The following is a 13,565-nucleotide window of genomic DNA, read 5'->3' as shown; positions in this document are numbered from 1 at the left end:
GTATCCTGAGTGCGAACTAACTCACTAGTTCGTACAAATGGAGGTAATGCGCGCGATGACCGCTCCCGGACCGATCTTTGTTCTCAACGGCCCCAACCTGAACCTGCTGGGGCAACGGCAGCCCGAGGTGTACGGGCGGGAGACGCTCGACGACGTCGTGGAGTTGTGCCGCGCCGCCGCCGCGAAGGCGGGACGTGAGATCGTCGCGCGACAGTCCAACCACGAGGGCCACCTGATCGACTGGGTGCACGAGGCCCGCACCACGGCGTCGGGCGTCGTGATCAACCCGGGCGGTTTCACGCACACGTCGGTGGCTCTGCGCGACGCCCTGGTCACGCTCGAGGTGCCCCTCGTCGAGGTGCACATCAGCAACGTGCACGCCCGCGAGGAGTTCCGGCACCACTCGTACGTGTCCGGGGTCGCGACCGGAGTGATCGCCGGACTCGGCATCCTCGGCTACTCGCTGGCCGTCGACTTCATCTGCAACAAGGGCTGACGGCGCCATGGGACGACAGGTTCGTACGAGCGTTGCCACGGTGTCCCTGAGTGGATCGCTGGAGGAGAAGGTCACCGCGATCGCGGCGGCCGGGTTCGACGGATTCGAGGTGTTCGAACCCGATTTCGTGAGTTCGCCGTGGTCGCCGCGTGAGCTGGCCTCCCGCGCAGCGGATCTCGCGCTCACCCTGGATCTGTATCAGCCGTTCCGCGATCTGGATTCCGCCGACGACGCGACGTTCGCGCGCAACCTGATCCGGGCCGAGCGCAAGTTCGACATCATGGAGCAGCTCGGCTGCGACACCCTGCTGGTCTGCTCGTCGCCGCTGCCCGAGGCGGTGCGCGACGACGCCCGCCTGACCGAGCAACTCCACACCCTCGCCGAACGCGCGCACAGCCGGGGACTCCGCATCGCCTACGAGGCGCTGGCCTGGGGCACGCACGTCAACACGTACCGGCATGCGTGGAAGATCGTGCAGGACGCCGACCATCCCGCCCTCGGCACCTGCCTCGACAGCTTCCACATCCTCTCCCGCGGCGACGACCCGTCCGGCATCCGCGACATCCCGGGGGAGAAGATCTTCTTCCTGCAGCTCGCCGATGCCCCCCGGATGTCGATGGACATCCTGCAGTGGAGCCGGCACCACCGGAACTTTCCGGGGCAGGGCAACTTCGATCTCGCGACGTTCGGTGCCCACGTCCAGGCGGCCGGATACACCGGGCCGTGGTCGCTGGAGATCTTCAACGACACGTTCCGGCAGTCGTCGACGGGCCGCACGGCCGCCGACGCGCACCGCTCGCTGCTGTACCTGCAGGAGGAGGTCGCCCGGGTGCAGGCCGAGCACGGTGAGGACACCGGTCGCGGTCTGGCGCTGTTCGAGCCGCCGCCGCGCGCACCGCTCGAAGGCATCGTGTCGCTCCGGCTCGCGGCCGGTCCCGGTAAGGATTCCGACCTCCGGCAGGCGTTGCAGCACATCGGATTCCGTCTGGTGGGCCGGCACCGCAGCCACGACCTCCAGTTGTGGCGGCACGGCCGGATGACCATCGTGGTCGACGCCACCGCTGGCACGGTGTGGACGGCGCCGGGTCTACCTGCGCACCTGCCGGTGCTCACCCAGATCGGCATCCGGTCGAGTGATCCCGACGCGTGGGGGGAGCGCGCCGCGGCGCTCGAGGTCCCGGTGCACGAGGTCCTGCTGCCCGGGGTCGACACCGCGCCCGAATCCGATGTGGTGCGTCTGAAGATCACCGACGCGACGTCGCTGGATCTGCGCGGTCCGGGTAGTGCCGCGTCGTGGCAGTCGGCGTTCGATCTGTATCCGACGGAGTCGCGCTGGCAGGACGAGGTGCCGGTGTTCACCGGGGTCGATCACGTGGCGCTCGCCGTCCCGTCGGACAACTGGGACGGCATCATGCTGCTGCTCCGCTCGGTGTTCGCGATGGCGCCGCACGAGGGCCTCGACGTCACGGACGCGGTCGGGATGATGCGCAGTCAGGCGCTGACGATGGATCAGACGGGCGCCCACGGCGTCGACCGTCCGCTGCGCATCTCGCTGAACATGGTCCCGGGTGCGGTGTCGGGGAGCTCCCACATCGCCGCGGCCCGGCGCGGTGGGATCAGTCACGTCGCGTTCGCGTGCACGGACATCTTCACCGCCGCCGCGACCATGCAGTCGAACGGCTTCGAGCCGCTCGTCATCTCGCCGAACTACTACGACGACCTCGAGGCCCGCTTCGGACTCTCCCGCGAACTCCTCGACCGCATGAGCGGTTCCGGCATCATGTACGACGCCGACGCCCACGGCGAGTTCTTCCACCTGTTCACCCAGACGGTGGGCGCCGACCTGTTCTTCGAGGTCGTGCAACGCGTCGGTGGTTACGAGGGGTACGGGGACGCGAACTCCGCAATGCGTCTGGCTGCCCAGTTGCGGGCGGCCGGCTGAGCGCTCCACCGGACAGATAACGGCGCCCGTGGTCACGACCACGGGCGCCGTCGTCTTTTCGTCGAGTGACGTCCGCCACTTCTGGGGCGTGACCACTGACGTCGATGCGCCCTCCTGGGGTGCATGTGACTGATGGGATCGAAAAATCCGGCCGGAGACCGCGACGGGCGATCACAGGCGTCAACGCGACACGTGGGTTTCTGGCCGATTCGTACTAACCTGTGTCGAAACCGTGACCTTTTCGTTATCAGTCACGAACTCGACGGAGGAATGTGGTCTTGGCTCTACACGCGAACACCGTCCCGCAGGCCCGGCATGCCCGGCGCACCCGTTCTGCGAAGTCCGCCCGCCGGCACGTGGTGGCGACCTCGTTGGCGGCTACTGCGCTGCTCGTGTCCGGCGCCATCGCCTCCGCCGCCACCGGGGAGGTGGCGCACGCATCCACCGAGGCGGGCGTGTCGCTCACGCCGCCGCCGCAGTTCCTGCAGGTCGAACGCCCGGAACTCACCGACCACACCGAGCAGATCCAGCGCGCCGCCCAGCGTGAGGTCGAGAGGCTGGTGGCCCAGAAGGCCGAGACCGAGCGCCTGGCCCGGGAGGCAGCCGAACAGGCCGCACGTCAGGCTGCCGCCGAGAAAGCGGCTCGCCGACCCGCGGTCCTGTTCCCGGCCGACGGCACGTTCACGTCCGGCTTCGGTCAGCGCTGGGGTACCAACCACAACGGCATCGACATCGCGAACTCCATCGGCACCCCGATCAAGGCCGTCACCAACGGCACCGTGATCGAGAGCGGTCCGGCGTCGGGCTTCGGGCTGTGGATCCGCCTGCAGCAGGACGACGGCACCATCGGCGTGTACGGCCACATCGACACCTCGTTGGTCTCGGTCGGGCAGCAGGTCCGGGCCGGCGACCAGATTGCCACGATGGGCAACCGGGGGCAGTCGACCGGACCGCACCTGCACTACGAGGTGTGGACGGCGAACGGAACCAAGATCGATCCGGCGGGCTGGCTCAATTCGCGCGGCGTCCCCGTTCCCGGAGGGCAGGGCAGCTAGCGGCGCCTCGCTGCCTGCTGAGGTGAAAATGATGGGTTTCGGGTGTTGTCTGCTGGTCGCATCACCGCAAGACTGTCTCCATGACCCTCATTTCTCCTCCGCCGACCGGCCGGCGTGAGTGGATCCACGACTCGGACTGCGACCTCGACGCGTTTCGCGCCTCCGTGGACCGCTCGACGAATCTGACCGACTATCCGTTCGCCCACTCCGTGGAGCAGAACGTTCTGATGTACCGCAGCGAATCGCTGATTCCGCACCTCGACGATGCGCAGTCCCGCCGTGCCGTGCAGACCGAACTCGTGCGCGCGCTCACCGACGGTCCCGGAATCGTGTTGTTCCAGAACGCCTTCGGCGACCCCGCCGTGGTGGATCGTGCCACCGAACAGTTCGACCTCCTCATTGCGAAGCAGCATGCGTCGGGTGGTGTGGTGGGTGACCACTTCGGCAGGGCGGGCGCCAACGACCGCATTTGGAACGCCGCGCAGAAGCTGGCTCTCGGCGCACCGGACGTGTTCGCCGACTATTACGCCAACGACATCCTCGCGCTGATCTGCCAGAGCTGGCTGGGGCCGCTGTATCAGGTGACGTCGCAGGTCAACGTGGTCAATCCCGGTGGGGCCGCTCAGGTTCCGCATCGGGACTACCACCTCGGCATCGTGCCTTCGCACGAGCTGCCCGAGTATCCGGCGCATCTGCACCGGATGTCGGCGGCGCTGACGCTGCAGGGCGCGGTGGCGCACTGCGACATGCCCGTCGAGAGCGGACCCACCCTGTATCTGCCGTACTCGCAGCTGTTCGAGGCGGGCTATGTGGCGTTCTCGCGGCCGGAGTTCGTCGAGTTCTTCCGCGACCGTCACGTCCAGTTGCCGCTACGCAAGGGCGACGCGGTGTTCTTCAACCCGGCGCTCCACCACGGTGCGGGCCACAACCGTTCGGAGTCGATCCGGCGGATGGCCAATCTGCTGCAGATCTCGTCGCCGTTCGGCCGGGCGATGGAAGTGCTGGACCGTGAGGCCATGGCGAACGCCGTGTATCCGACGTTGCTGGCCCGGCAGAGTGCGGGGGCGAGCGAGCGGACTCTCCGCAATGCCGTCGTCGCGACCGCCGAGTGCTACCCGTTCCCCACCAACCTCGACCACGATCAGCCGGTGCACAGTCTCGCGCCGGCCACCCAGGTGGACACGGTGTGGGAAGCGTTGCGGGACAGCGCCGACCCGACGGTGCTCGCGGAGCGTCTGGCCGCGCAGACCGCGCGGCGGCAACCGTGAACGGGCCCCGAGGCGTGATCGACGGACACGCGGATTCACTACGACAGCACCGTCCGGTGCGATTGGACGAGACACGACGATGACGATTCGACTTGCAGGCGCACCCATTTCGTGGGGAGTGTGTGAGGTGGAGGGCTGGGGTCACCAGCTCGATCCCGACCGGGTGCTCACCGAGATGCGCGACGCGGGCCTCGCGGCCACCGAACTCGGTCCGGACGGATTCCTCCCTTCGGATCCATGCGAGCTGACGGACACCCTCGCCCGGTACGACCTGACGGCGGTCGGAGGATTCGTGCCGGTGCTCCTGCACGACCCGGATCACGACACGGTCGCTGCGATCGGCGGGGCGCTCGATTCGCTCGTCGCGTCGCGGTCGGAGGTCATCGTCCTGGCGGCGGTGACGGGGGCGATCGGCTACGATTCGCGCCCCGAACTCGACGACTCCGGATGGAAGACGTTGCTGCGCAATCTCGACCGGCTGTCGTCCGCTGCTGCCGACCGGGGCCTGCGGGCGGTGATCCACCCGCACGTGGGGACGATGATCGAGAACCGCGCCGAGGTGGACCGCATCCTGGACGGCTCGTCGATCCCGCTGTGCCTGGACACCGGACATCTCCTGATCGGCGGCACCGACCCGCTCGACCTGGTCTCCACGGCCCCCGAGCGGATCGCCCACGCACACCTGAAGGATGTCGATGCGACACTCCTCGGCCGGGTCCGGGCGGGTGAACTCACCTACACCGAGGCCGTCGCCCAGGGCATGTACACGCCGCTCGGTACCGGCGACGTGGACATCGCCGGTGTGGTCGAGCGGCTGCAGAATCAGGCCTACGACGGCTGGTACGTCCTCGAACAGGACACCATTCTCGCGGCGGAACCCGAGGGCGAAGGTCCCGTGCGCGACGTCGTCCGAAGCGTCGAATACCTGAAAAGCATCGCGAAGTAGGGCCTTGTGCCGACGGGGCGCGGCTACGACCGGGCAGGCCCGGTCGTGCCGCGCACCATCAGGTGGGGGTCGATCACGAAATCCTGCGGGTCGAGGTCCTCGTCCTCGAGTCGGCCGACGGCGAACTGCACGGCGTGCCGTGCCAGGCCCTCCGTGTCCTGCCGCACGGTGGTGAGGTCGATCCGCGACAACTGCGACAGGTGGCTGTCGTCGTACCCGACGATCGAGATGTCGCCCGGCACGTCGACGTGGGCGCGGGTGAACACGTCCATGAGGCCGATGGCGCAGCGGTCGTTGCCGGCGAGGACCGCGGTGGGCAGGCGGTCCTCGGCCAGCAGGGTGTTCGCGGCGGCGACGCCTGCCTCCTCGGTGTGCTGCCCGGGAATGATGCGAATGTGGTTGGAGAGGTCGTGCCTGCGCATCGCCGCGAGGTACGCGCGACGCCGCTCGGGTGAGCCCGGGTCCGCACCTCCGTCGACGTGCGCGATCTCGCGATGTCCGAGTTCGACCAGGTGGTCCACGGACTGCCGGATGCCTTTGGCGTCGGCGGTCCGCACGGTGTCGACGGCGGTGTGGGGGAGTGCGCGGCCGACCACGGTGACCACGGCTCGGTCCGCGAGCGTGCGCAGATAGTCCGCCTCGGAGAGGGGGCCGAGCAGGATCAGGCCCTCGCACCGGTGGCTGAGGAGTGCTTCGATCGCCTTGTGCTCGTCGCGGGTGGGTGCGCTCGCGGAGAGCAGGACCTCGTATCCGGCGGCTTCGGCCTCCGCATAGATCGTTCCGATCAGGTCGGCCTGGAAGGTCTGGTGGACGTCCATGAGCACCCCGAGGGTGCGGCTGCGGCCGCGGGCGAGCATGCGGGCGGCGCGGTCGAGTCGGTAGCCGAGTTCGTCCGCGGCCTGCAGCACGCGGTCCCGGGTCTCGTCGGAGGCGCCGGGTTTGTTGCTGAAGATCAGTGACACGAGGGTGCGTGACACCCCGGCCCGCGTCGCGACATCGGCCATCGTGGGGCGTCGGTGCAGGCCGGCCGGTGCCCGCTCCGCATCCGCGTGCGCGTTGGCTCGGTCGTCGAGCATCTCGATCTCCCTCGGTTGCGTCGTCAGGGGCATTCTCACGGATCGCGACCCCAGCCCTTGACACCTTCTGTGATTCACCTCATAGTAGACAACTGAAGCGCGTTAGTGAAGCGCTTCAGTCCAGGAAGTACGCCTCTCGGCTGCATCGAGCCGAGCGCGTCCCGGGCGATATCGACACACGTGAACCGATCTTCCGTGTCGTGATGCGTGAGCATTCCCAGAAAGGCCACACCTGATGTTGACCACCAAGGCTGCCAGTGCACGCGGAAGCGGCGGCGCTGCGCGTAACGAGCGCAGTCACAAACGCTTCCTGACCAAGCTCACCGTCATCTCCACGCTCGGAGGCCTGCTGTTCGGCTACGACACCGGCGTGATCTCCGGTGCGCTGCTCTACATGAAGGACGAGTTGAACCTCAGTGCGGTCGGCGAAGCCACCGTCGTGAGTTCACTGCTGTTCCCCGGTGCGGCCGTCGGCGCGCTGCTGGGCGGCCGGTTGTCCGATGCCCTCGGCCGCAAGCGCACGCTGCTCGTCTGCGCGGGCTTGTTCCTCGTCGGTGCCCTCGGGTGTGCGATGGCTCCCAACGTGGAGATCATGGTGCTGGCCAGGATCGTCCTCGGTCTCGGTGTGGGCGCCGCCGCCGTCACCTGCCCGCTGTACCTGGCCGAGATGGCCCCGGTGGAGCGGCGCGGCCGGATGGTCACCATCAACGAACTGATGATCGTCACCGGTCAGATGCTCGCCTTCTCGATCAACGCCCTACTCGATCACCTCATCGAGGATCCGACGGTGTGGCGGTACATGCTGGCCATCGCGTCGGTGCCGGCGGTTCTCCTGCTGCTCGGCATGCTCGTGCTCCCGGATTCACCGCGCTGGTACGCGTCGAAGGGCCGCCTCGCCGAAACCCGCAGGACCCTCGAAATGAGCCGCAGCGAGTCCGAGGCCGCCGACGAATACGCCAGCATCAGCTTCCACGCCGCCCGCGACCGGAAGTCGAAGACCAGCGGCGCCGTCCACTACCTGCGTGACTACCCCTGGATGCGCCGGATCCTCTGGATCGGCTGTGGTCTGGCCATCGTGCAGCAGGCGACGGGCATCAACACGGTCAACTATTACGCGCCGACGATCCTCGAGCAGAGCGGGCTGGGTGTCAGCGCGTCCCTGGTGGCCACCATCGCGGTCGGTGTCACTTCGGTGGTCATGACGATCCTCGGAATCGTTCTGCTGGGCTTCGTGAATCGCCGCAAGATGCTGCTCACCGGTTTCATCGGTGTGGCGTCCTCGCAGGCCGCGCTGTCGCTGGTGTTCCTGCTGCCCTCGTCCACCGGCCGCAGCTACATCATCCTCGCCGCGATGATGGTGTTCGTCGCGTTCGTCCAGTGCTTCATCGGCACCTGCGTGTGGTTGCTGCTGTCGGAGATCTTCCCGATGGCCATCCGCGGGTTCGCGATGGGTATCGCGGTATTCGTGCTCTGGACGACCAACGCGTTCATCTCGTTCGTCTTCCCGATCCTCAACTCGGTTCTCGGATCCACCGGAACGTTCGGTTTGTTCGTGCTCGTCAACCTGATGTCGGTGTACTTCGTCTACCGCTTCGTCCCGGAAACCAAGGGCCGCAGCCTCGAAGAGTTGGAGGACCGGCTCGGCGCAGGTAACCCCGCCACATCGACTGCGGGAAACGCCGCCGCCGCCGCGACTCACTGATCGACGGTTCTCACGCGCCGGTACCACCGCCTGCGGGTGGTGGTACCGGCGCGTTGCGGTGTGTGCGGCGCCGCCCGTGGAGTTGGTTCAGGCACTCGGCGTCCTGCTGGTCGTGGGAGAGTTCGGTGAGCAACCGGAGGGCACGGGAGTGCTGCACCCCCCCTGGACCTCATCGAAGTCACGCGAAGGTTCGCCCGTCGACGCTCGGTTTCGCGCTGCCGCGCTCGTGCGTGGTTGACGAGTCCGGGGACTCCTCAAGCACGCACGGGCGCGGAGAGCCTCGCGAGGGTGGCGGCCCCGATGCGCTGTGCCGATTCGCCGAGTTGTGTTTCGCGGATGCGGGCGAGGGGGCGGTGACCGGAACCGGTTGCGAGAGAAGCGTAGACGTCCCGCGCGTGGTCGAGGAACAGCGGAGCCGAACCGCTGACACCGCCGGCGATGACGACGAGGTCGGGGTCGTAGACGTCGCCGACCATGGCGAGTCCGACACCCAGCCAACGTGCGAACTCCTCCATCGTGCGGATGGCGAGCGGGTCGCCGTCCCGCGCTGCGCTCGCGATCCGGCGGCCGGTGAGCGATCCCGGATCGCTCGCCACTTCGCGTGCGAGGATCGTCGAACTCGTGGGGTCGGCGGCGAGAAGCTCGATGGCCGTGTCCACGAGCGCTGTTCCGCTGCAATACCGTTCCCAGCACCCGCGCTTGCCGCAGGCGCAGGGTCTGCCGCCCGGAACCACCTGCAGGTGGCCGAGTTCGGGAGCGACGCCGTGGCTCCCGCGGTACAGCGTCCCGTCGATGAGCAGGGCCGCACCGATGCCGGTGCCGATCGCGACCATCACCACATTGCGACCGCCGGCGGCGGCCCCGAACCGGTGCTCCGCCCACGCCGCCGCGTTCGCGTCGTGTTCGAGGACCACCGGCAGTCCGAGCCGCTCGCTGAGGTCGTTGGCGACCGGCACGTTCTTCCACGGCAGGTGCGGCGCGAACCGCACGGTGGTGAGGTCGGGGGTGATGAAACCGGCCACCGCAAGCCCGACTGCCGACACGGGATGGCGGCCCGCGAGTTCGCGAACGGCACGGTCGAGCGCGTCCTCGAGGGCCTTGGCCGATTGCGGTGTGGGCGCCTGCACGGAATCGAGCACCTCGCCGGTGTCGTCGACCACGCAGGCCCGGATACTGGTACCACCGACATCGATGCCGACGGTGAGAGCGGAGACAGGCACGGAGGCGACGGTACTCACCGTGCCGAGGCCGTCGCCGCCTCGGGTACCGCCCGGGAATCCTCCCAGGCATCGAGCCGGCTGATCGCGGTCCGGGCGACCACCTGTTGTTCCGTGACGGCGAGGTGACCCCGGGTCCGGCCCAGGAACGACCACGTCCAGGACATGGCCGTCGCGAGGCGGCTCTTGAATCCGACGATGTAGACCAGGTGGATCAGGAGCCACAGCAGCCAGGCGAGCAGCCCGGTCAGCTGGAGGCGGCCAACCTTCGCGACCGCGTTGAAGCGGGAGATCATGGCCATGCTGCCCTTGTCCGTGTATCGGAACGGGGCGCGTTCAGGCTTGTCGCTGCCCTTCCGGTGGGCGCGGACCTCAGCGGCTATCAGCTGCGCGGCGTAGCGGCCGCCCTGGATCGCAACCTGCGCGACGCCGGGAAGACCGTCCCGGTTCATCATGTCCCCGACGACGAAGACGTTGCTGTGGCCGGGCAGGGTGAGGTCGGGTTCGACGAGGACCCGGCCCGCGCGGTCGGTGCCGGCGCCGGTCTGTTCGGCGAGTTGCCTGCCCAGCGGGCTGGCCGCGACGCCCGCGGACCAGATCTTGCAGGCGGCCTCGATCCGCCGCTCGGCTCCGTCCTGGTCGCGGACGGTGAGTCCGTCGTCGTCGACGTCGGTCACCATCGCGCCCAACTGGATCTCGACCCCGAGATTCTCCAACGTGTCCGCGGCCGCCCGGCGCAGCTTGTCGTCGAACGGCGGGAGCACCGTCGGCGCCGCGTCGAGCAGGATGATGCGCGCGTCACGGGGATCGATGGTGCGGTACGCACCGGCGAGAGTGCGATGCGCGAGCTGGGCGATCTCACCGGCCATTTCGACTCCGGTGGGCCCGGCGCCGACCACGACGAACGTGAGCAGCCGCGCCCGCTCGGCGGGATCGGTGCTGACCTCGGCGCTTTCGAAGGCGCCCAGAATGCGGCCGCGCAGCTCGAGGGCGTCGTCGATCGTCTTCATTCCGGGTGCGTGCTCGGCGAAATGGTCGTTGCCGAAATAGGATTGGCGGGCGCCCGCCGACACGACGAGACTGTCGTACTCGGTGACCGTCGTGCGGCCGCGGTGCGTGGACGTGACGGTCCGGTCGGCGACGTCGATCTTCTCGACCCCGCCGATAAGGACGGACGCGTTCTGCTGGTCTTCGAGGACGAGCCGCGTCGCGGGCGCGATCTCGCCCTCCGACAGGATTCCCGTCGCCACCTGGTACAGCAACGGCTGGAACAGGTGATGCGTCGTGCGATCGATCAGAGTGACATCGACGTCCGTCCGTTTCAGGGCCTTGGTGGCGAAGAGGCCGCCGAATCCCGATCCGATGACCACGACCCGATGACGGCGGGCGAGAGAGGTGTCGCTCATGAAGTTCCTTTCGATCGAACGGACGCCGCGCCGGACCGCGGACGGTCCGGCGCGGAGAACCAGTACTTATGCGTTCTGGGGGAAGCCGAGGTTGAGGCCGCCGTGGCTGGGGTCGAGCCAGCGGGTGGTGACGACCTTGCCGCGGGTGAAGAAGTGGACGCCTTCGGCGCCGTGGGCGTGGGTGTCGCCGAACAGGGAGTTCTTCCAGCCGCCGAAGGAGTAGTAGGCCATGGGGACGGGGATGGGGACGTTGATGCCGACCATGCCGACCTCGACCTCGTTCTGGAATCGGCGGGCGGCGCCGCCGTCGTTGGTGAAGATGGCGGTGCCGTTGCCGAACTGGCTGGAGTTCACCAGGTCGAGGGCGTCGTCGTAGCTCTCGACGCGGATCACGGAGAGGACGGGTCCGAAGATTTCGTCGGTGTAGACGGACATGTCGGTGGTGACGTGGTCGATGAGGGTCGGTCCGAGCCAGAACCCGTCGGCGCCGCCGTCGGCCTGCACGGTGCGCCCGTCGACGACGATGGTGGCGCCGTCGGCCTCGCCGGCGTCGATGTAGGAGGCGACCTTGTCGCGGTGCACCTTGGTCACCAGCGGGCCCATGTCGGAATCTTTGGTGCCGTCGCCGATCTTCAACGTGTCGGTGCGCTCCTTGATTTTGGCGACCAACTCGTCCGCGATGTCCCCGACCGCAACCAAAGCACTGATGGCCATGCAGCGCTCGCCCGCGGATCCGAAGCCGGCGTTGACCATGGCGTCGGCGGCGAGGTCGAGGTCGGCGTCGGGCAGGACGATGGCGTGGTTCTTGGCTCCGCCGAGGGCTTGGACGCGTTTGCCGTGGGCGGTGCCGGTGGCGTAGACGTATTGGGCGATGGGGGTGGAGCCGACGAAGCTGATGGCCTTGATGGCGGGGTTGGTGAGGAGTTCGTCGACGGAGGTCTTGTCGCCTTGGAGGACGTTGAACACGCCGGCGGGGAGTCCGGCTTCGGCCCAGAGTTCTGCCATCCAGATCGCGGCGGTGGGGTCCTTCTCGGAGGGCTTGAGGACGACGGTGTTGCCGGTGGCGATGGCGATGGGGAAGAACCACATCGGGACCATGGCGGGGAAGTTGAAGGGGGAGATGATGCCGACGGGGCCGACGGGTTGGCGGAGGGAGGAGACGTCGACGTTGGTGGAGGCGTTTTCGGTCATGCCGCCCTTGAGCAGGTGGGCGATGCCGCAGGCGAATTCGACGACTTCCTGGCCGCGGGAGACTTCGCCGAGGGCGTCGGAGACGACCTTGCCGTGTTCGGAGGTGATGATCTCGGCGAGTTCGCCCTTGCGCTGGTTGAGCAGTTCGCGGAATGTGAAGATGATCTGGGTGCGCTTGGCGAGGGAGGTGTCGCGCCAGGCGGGGAAGGCGGCGGCGGCGGCGTCGATGACGGCGCGGGCGTCCTCGACACTGGCGAGGGCGACCTGACCGGTGACGGCACCGGTCGCGGGGTTGGTGACGGGGGCGGTGTTACCGCTGGTGCCGGCGAAGGTCTTGCCGTCGGACCAGTGTGCGATCTCGCGAGTGATGTTGGTGCTCATGTGTTGTCCTTTCACCGCGTGCGCGCGATGTAATCCTTCATGGTCTTCAGTTGGTAGCGGGAGACGTCGTGGGCGTTCTCGTCCTCGGCGAAAACGCTGGACACCATGACCGTGTCGGGCTTGTCGTAGAAGCCGAGTTCGCCGAGACCGCCGAAGAACTCGTCCCAGTCGAGGTCGCCGTCACCGATCTTGAGGTGCTGGTGCACACGCACCGGGTTGCCGGGCGGATTGGTGATGTACCGCAAGCCGTGGGAACGGTGGTGATCCATCGTGTCCGCGACGTGGACGAGCCGGAGCATGTCGCCCGCAGTGCGCATGATCTCGAGCATCCCGGCACCCATGTGATAGCTGTGGCACGCGACGAACACCAATCCGAAGTTCTTGGAATTGATGCCACGGATCATCCGGATGGCGTCCAGACCGTTCTCCACGAAGTCGTCGGGGTGCGGGTCGATGCGAACGTCGATGCCTTCACGCTCGATGATGGGGACGAGTTCCTCCATCGACCGGTAGAAGGCGCGCTCCGACTCCTCGGCCTTCTCCGGCCGGCCGCTGAACTCGGTGTTCATCACGTTCACACCGAGGTCGACGGTGATCTGGATGGCGCGCTTCCAGTACCGCACCGCCGCCTCGCGGGCGTCCTCGTCCGGGCCGGACCACCGCAGGACCGGCAGCACCGAGGCGATTCCGACGCCGGCGTCGCTGCAGGCCTTGCGGAACTGACGGACCAGTTCGTCGTCGGCCTTCGGGTGGTTGAAGAACGGGATCATGTCGCGGTGCGGAGTGAGCTGCAGGTGTTCGAAGCCGAGTTCCGCGACGACGGCCGGCAATTCGAGCAGCGAGTAGTCGTGGTGAAACGGGGTGGGATCGAGTGCGATCTTCATG

The 13,565-nt window shown here is 67.7% G+C and carries 12 protein-coding genes; 6 read left to right on the top strand and 6 right to left on the bottom strand.

Features of this window, described 5'->3' with window-relative positions:
- Window positions 1–55: 55 nt before the first annotated feature.
- From aroQ to I1A62_RS13385, 5 genes are all read left to right on the top strand, one after another.
- Complete coding sequence (aroQ, locus tag I1A62_RS13405) at window positions 56–496, top strand: type II 3-dehydroquinate dehydratase (protein ID WP_219458877.1); 441 nt, start codon at window positions 56–58, stop codon at window positions 494–496.
- Window positions 497–503: 7 nt separating this feature from the next.
- Window positions 504–2,438: a bifunctional sugar phosphate isomerase/epimerase/4-hydroxyphenylpyruvate dioxygenase family protein gene (locus I1A62_RS13400; RefSeq protein WP_219458876.1), complete on the top strand. Its 1,935-nt coding sequence runs from the start codon at window positions 504–506 to the stop codon at window positions 2,436–2,438.
- A 278-nt stretch (window positions 2,439–2,716) separates the two neighbouring features.
- Window positions 2,717–3,493 (top strand): M23 family metallopeptidase, encoded by a 777-nt coding sequence (locus tag I1A62_RS13395; RefSeq protein WP_219458875.1) that lies wholly within the window; start codon window positions 2,717–2,719, stop codon window positions 3,491–3,493.
- Window positions 3,494–3,573: 80 nt separating this feature from the next.
- Window positions 3,574–4,761 (top strand): phytanoyl-CoA dioxygenase family protein, encoded by a 1,188-nt coding sequence (locus I1A62_RS13390; protein ID WP_219458874.1) that lies wholly within the window; start codon window positions 3,574–3,576, stop codon window positions 4,759–4,761.
- Between the two features lie 79 nt (window positions 4,762–4,840).
- Window positions 4,841–5,707, top strand: a complete 867-nt coding sequence (locus I1A62_RS13385) for a sugar phosphate isomerase/epimerase (protein WP_219458873.1) — start codon at window positions 4,841–4,843, stop codon at window positions 5,705–5,707.
- A gap of 23 nt (window positions 5,708–5,730) precedes the next feature.
- On the opposite strand, the gene I1A62_RS13380 is transcribed toward I1A62_RS13385, so the two are convergent.
- Window positions 5,731–6,783: a LacI family DNA-binding transcriptional regulator gene (locus tag I1A62_RS13380; protein ID WP_124390120.1), complete on the bottom strand. Its 1,053-nt coding sequence runs from the start codon at window positions 6,781–6,783 to the stop codon at window positions 5,731–5,733.
- Window positions 6,784–7,018: 235 nt separating this feature from the next.
- On the opposite strand from I1A62_RS13380, the gene I1A62_RS13375 reads away from it, so the two are divergent.
- Entirely contained in the window at window positions 7,019–8,485 is a 1,467-nt protein-coding gene (locus I1A62_RS13375; protein WP_124390121.1) for a sugar porter family MFS transporter, read from the top strand.
- A 10-nt stretch (window positions 8,486–8,495) separates the two neighbouring features.
- On the opposite strand, the gene I1A62_RS13370 is transcribed toward I1A62_RS13375, so the two are convergent.
- From I1A62_RS13370 to I1A62_RS13350, 5 genes are all read right to left on the bottom strand, one after another.
- Entirely contained in the window at window positions 8,496–8,642 is a 147-nt protein-coding gene (locus tag I1A62_RS13370) for a hypothetical protein (RefSeq protein WP_219458872.1), read from the bottom strand.
- Window positions 8,643–8,739: 97 nt separating this feature from the next.
- Window positions 8,740–9,723 carry an ROK family protein gene (locus I1A62_RS13365; RefSeq protein ID WP_124390122.1) on the bottom strand — a complete coding sequence of 328 codons (984 nt, stop codon included), beginning with the start codon at window positions 9,721–9,723 and terminating at the stop codon, window positions 8,740–8,742.
- Window positions 9,720–11,108 (bottom strand): NAD(P)/FAD-dependent oxidoreductase, encoded by a 1,389-nt coding sequence (locus I1A62_RS13360; RefSeq protein ID WP_219458871.1) that lies wholly within the window; start codon window positions 11,106–11,108, stop codon window positions 9,720–9,722. The genes I1A62_RS13365 and I1A62_RS13360 overlap by 4 nt, the downstream gene beginning before the upstream one ends.
- A gap of 66 nt (window positions 11,109–11,174) precedes the next feature.
- Window positions 11,175–12,680: a CoA-acylating methylmalonate-semialdehyde dehydrogenase gene (locus I1A62_RS13355; RefSeq protein ID WP_219458870.1), complete on the bottom strand. Its 1,506-nt coding sequence runs from the start codon at window positions 12,678–12,680 to the stop codon at window positions 11,175–11,177.
- 11 nt (window positions 12,681–12,691) lie between these two features.
- A complete protein-coding gene (locus tag I1A62_RS13350; RefSeq protein WP_124391176.1) occupies window positions 12,692–13,564 on the bottom strand; it encodes a sugar phosphate isomerase/epimerase family protein in 873 nt (290 codons plus the stop codon).
- Window position 13,565 lies beyond the last annotated feature (1 nt).

Source organism: Rhodococcus sp. USK10, from assembly GCF_019378875.1.
Classification (GTDB): Bacteria; Actinomycetota; Actinomycetes; order Mycobacteriales; family Mycobacteriaceae; genus Rhodococcus_F; species Rhodococcus_F pseudokoreensis.
The sequence above is the reverse complement of the archived record's forward strand: the minus strand, read 5'-3'. Positions and strand labels throughout refer to the sequence as shown.

What these genes read in the sequence shown, in the direction of transcription:
- I1A62_RS13380 (WP_124390120.1), bottom strand. Translation starts at nt 6,783, where the DNA reads ATGCTCGACGACCGAGCCAACGCGCACGCGGATGCGGAGCGGGCACCG.
- I1A62_RS13350 (WP_124391176.1), bottom strand. Translation starts at nt 13,564, where the DNA reads ATGAAGATCGCACTCGATCCCACCCCGTTTCACCACGACTACTCGCTG.
- I1A62_RS13360 (WP_219458871.1), bottom strand. Translation starts at nt 11,108, where the DNA reads ATGAGCGACACCTCTCTCGCCCGCCGTCATCGGGTCGTGGTCATCGGA.
- aroQ (WP_219458877.1), top strand. Translation starts at nt 56, where the DNA reads ATGACCGCTCCCGGACCGATCTTTGTTCTCAACGGCCCCAACCTGAAC.
- I1A62_RS13390 (WP_219458874.1), top strand. Translation starts at nt 3,574, where the DNA reads ATGACCCTCATTTCTCCTCCGCCGACCGGCCGGCGTGAGTGGATCCAC.
- I1A62_RS13375 (WP_124390121.1), top strand. Translation starts at nt 7,019, where the DNA reads ATGTTGACCACCAAGGCTGCCAGTGCACGCGGAAGCGGCGGCGCTGCG.
- I1A62_RS13385 (WP_219458873.1), top strand. Translation starts at nt 4,841, where the DNA reads ATGACGATTCGACTTGCAGGCGCACCCATTTCGTGGGGAGTGTGTGAG.
- I1A62_RS13400 (WP_219458876.1), top strand. Translation starts at nt 504, where the DNA reads ATGGGACGACAGGTTCGTACGAGCGTTGCCACGGTGTCCCTGAGTGGA.
- I1A62_RS13355 (WP_219458870.1), bottom strand. Translation starts at nt 12,680, where the DNA reads ATGAGCACCAACATCACTCGCGAGATCGCACACTGGTCCGACGGCAAG.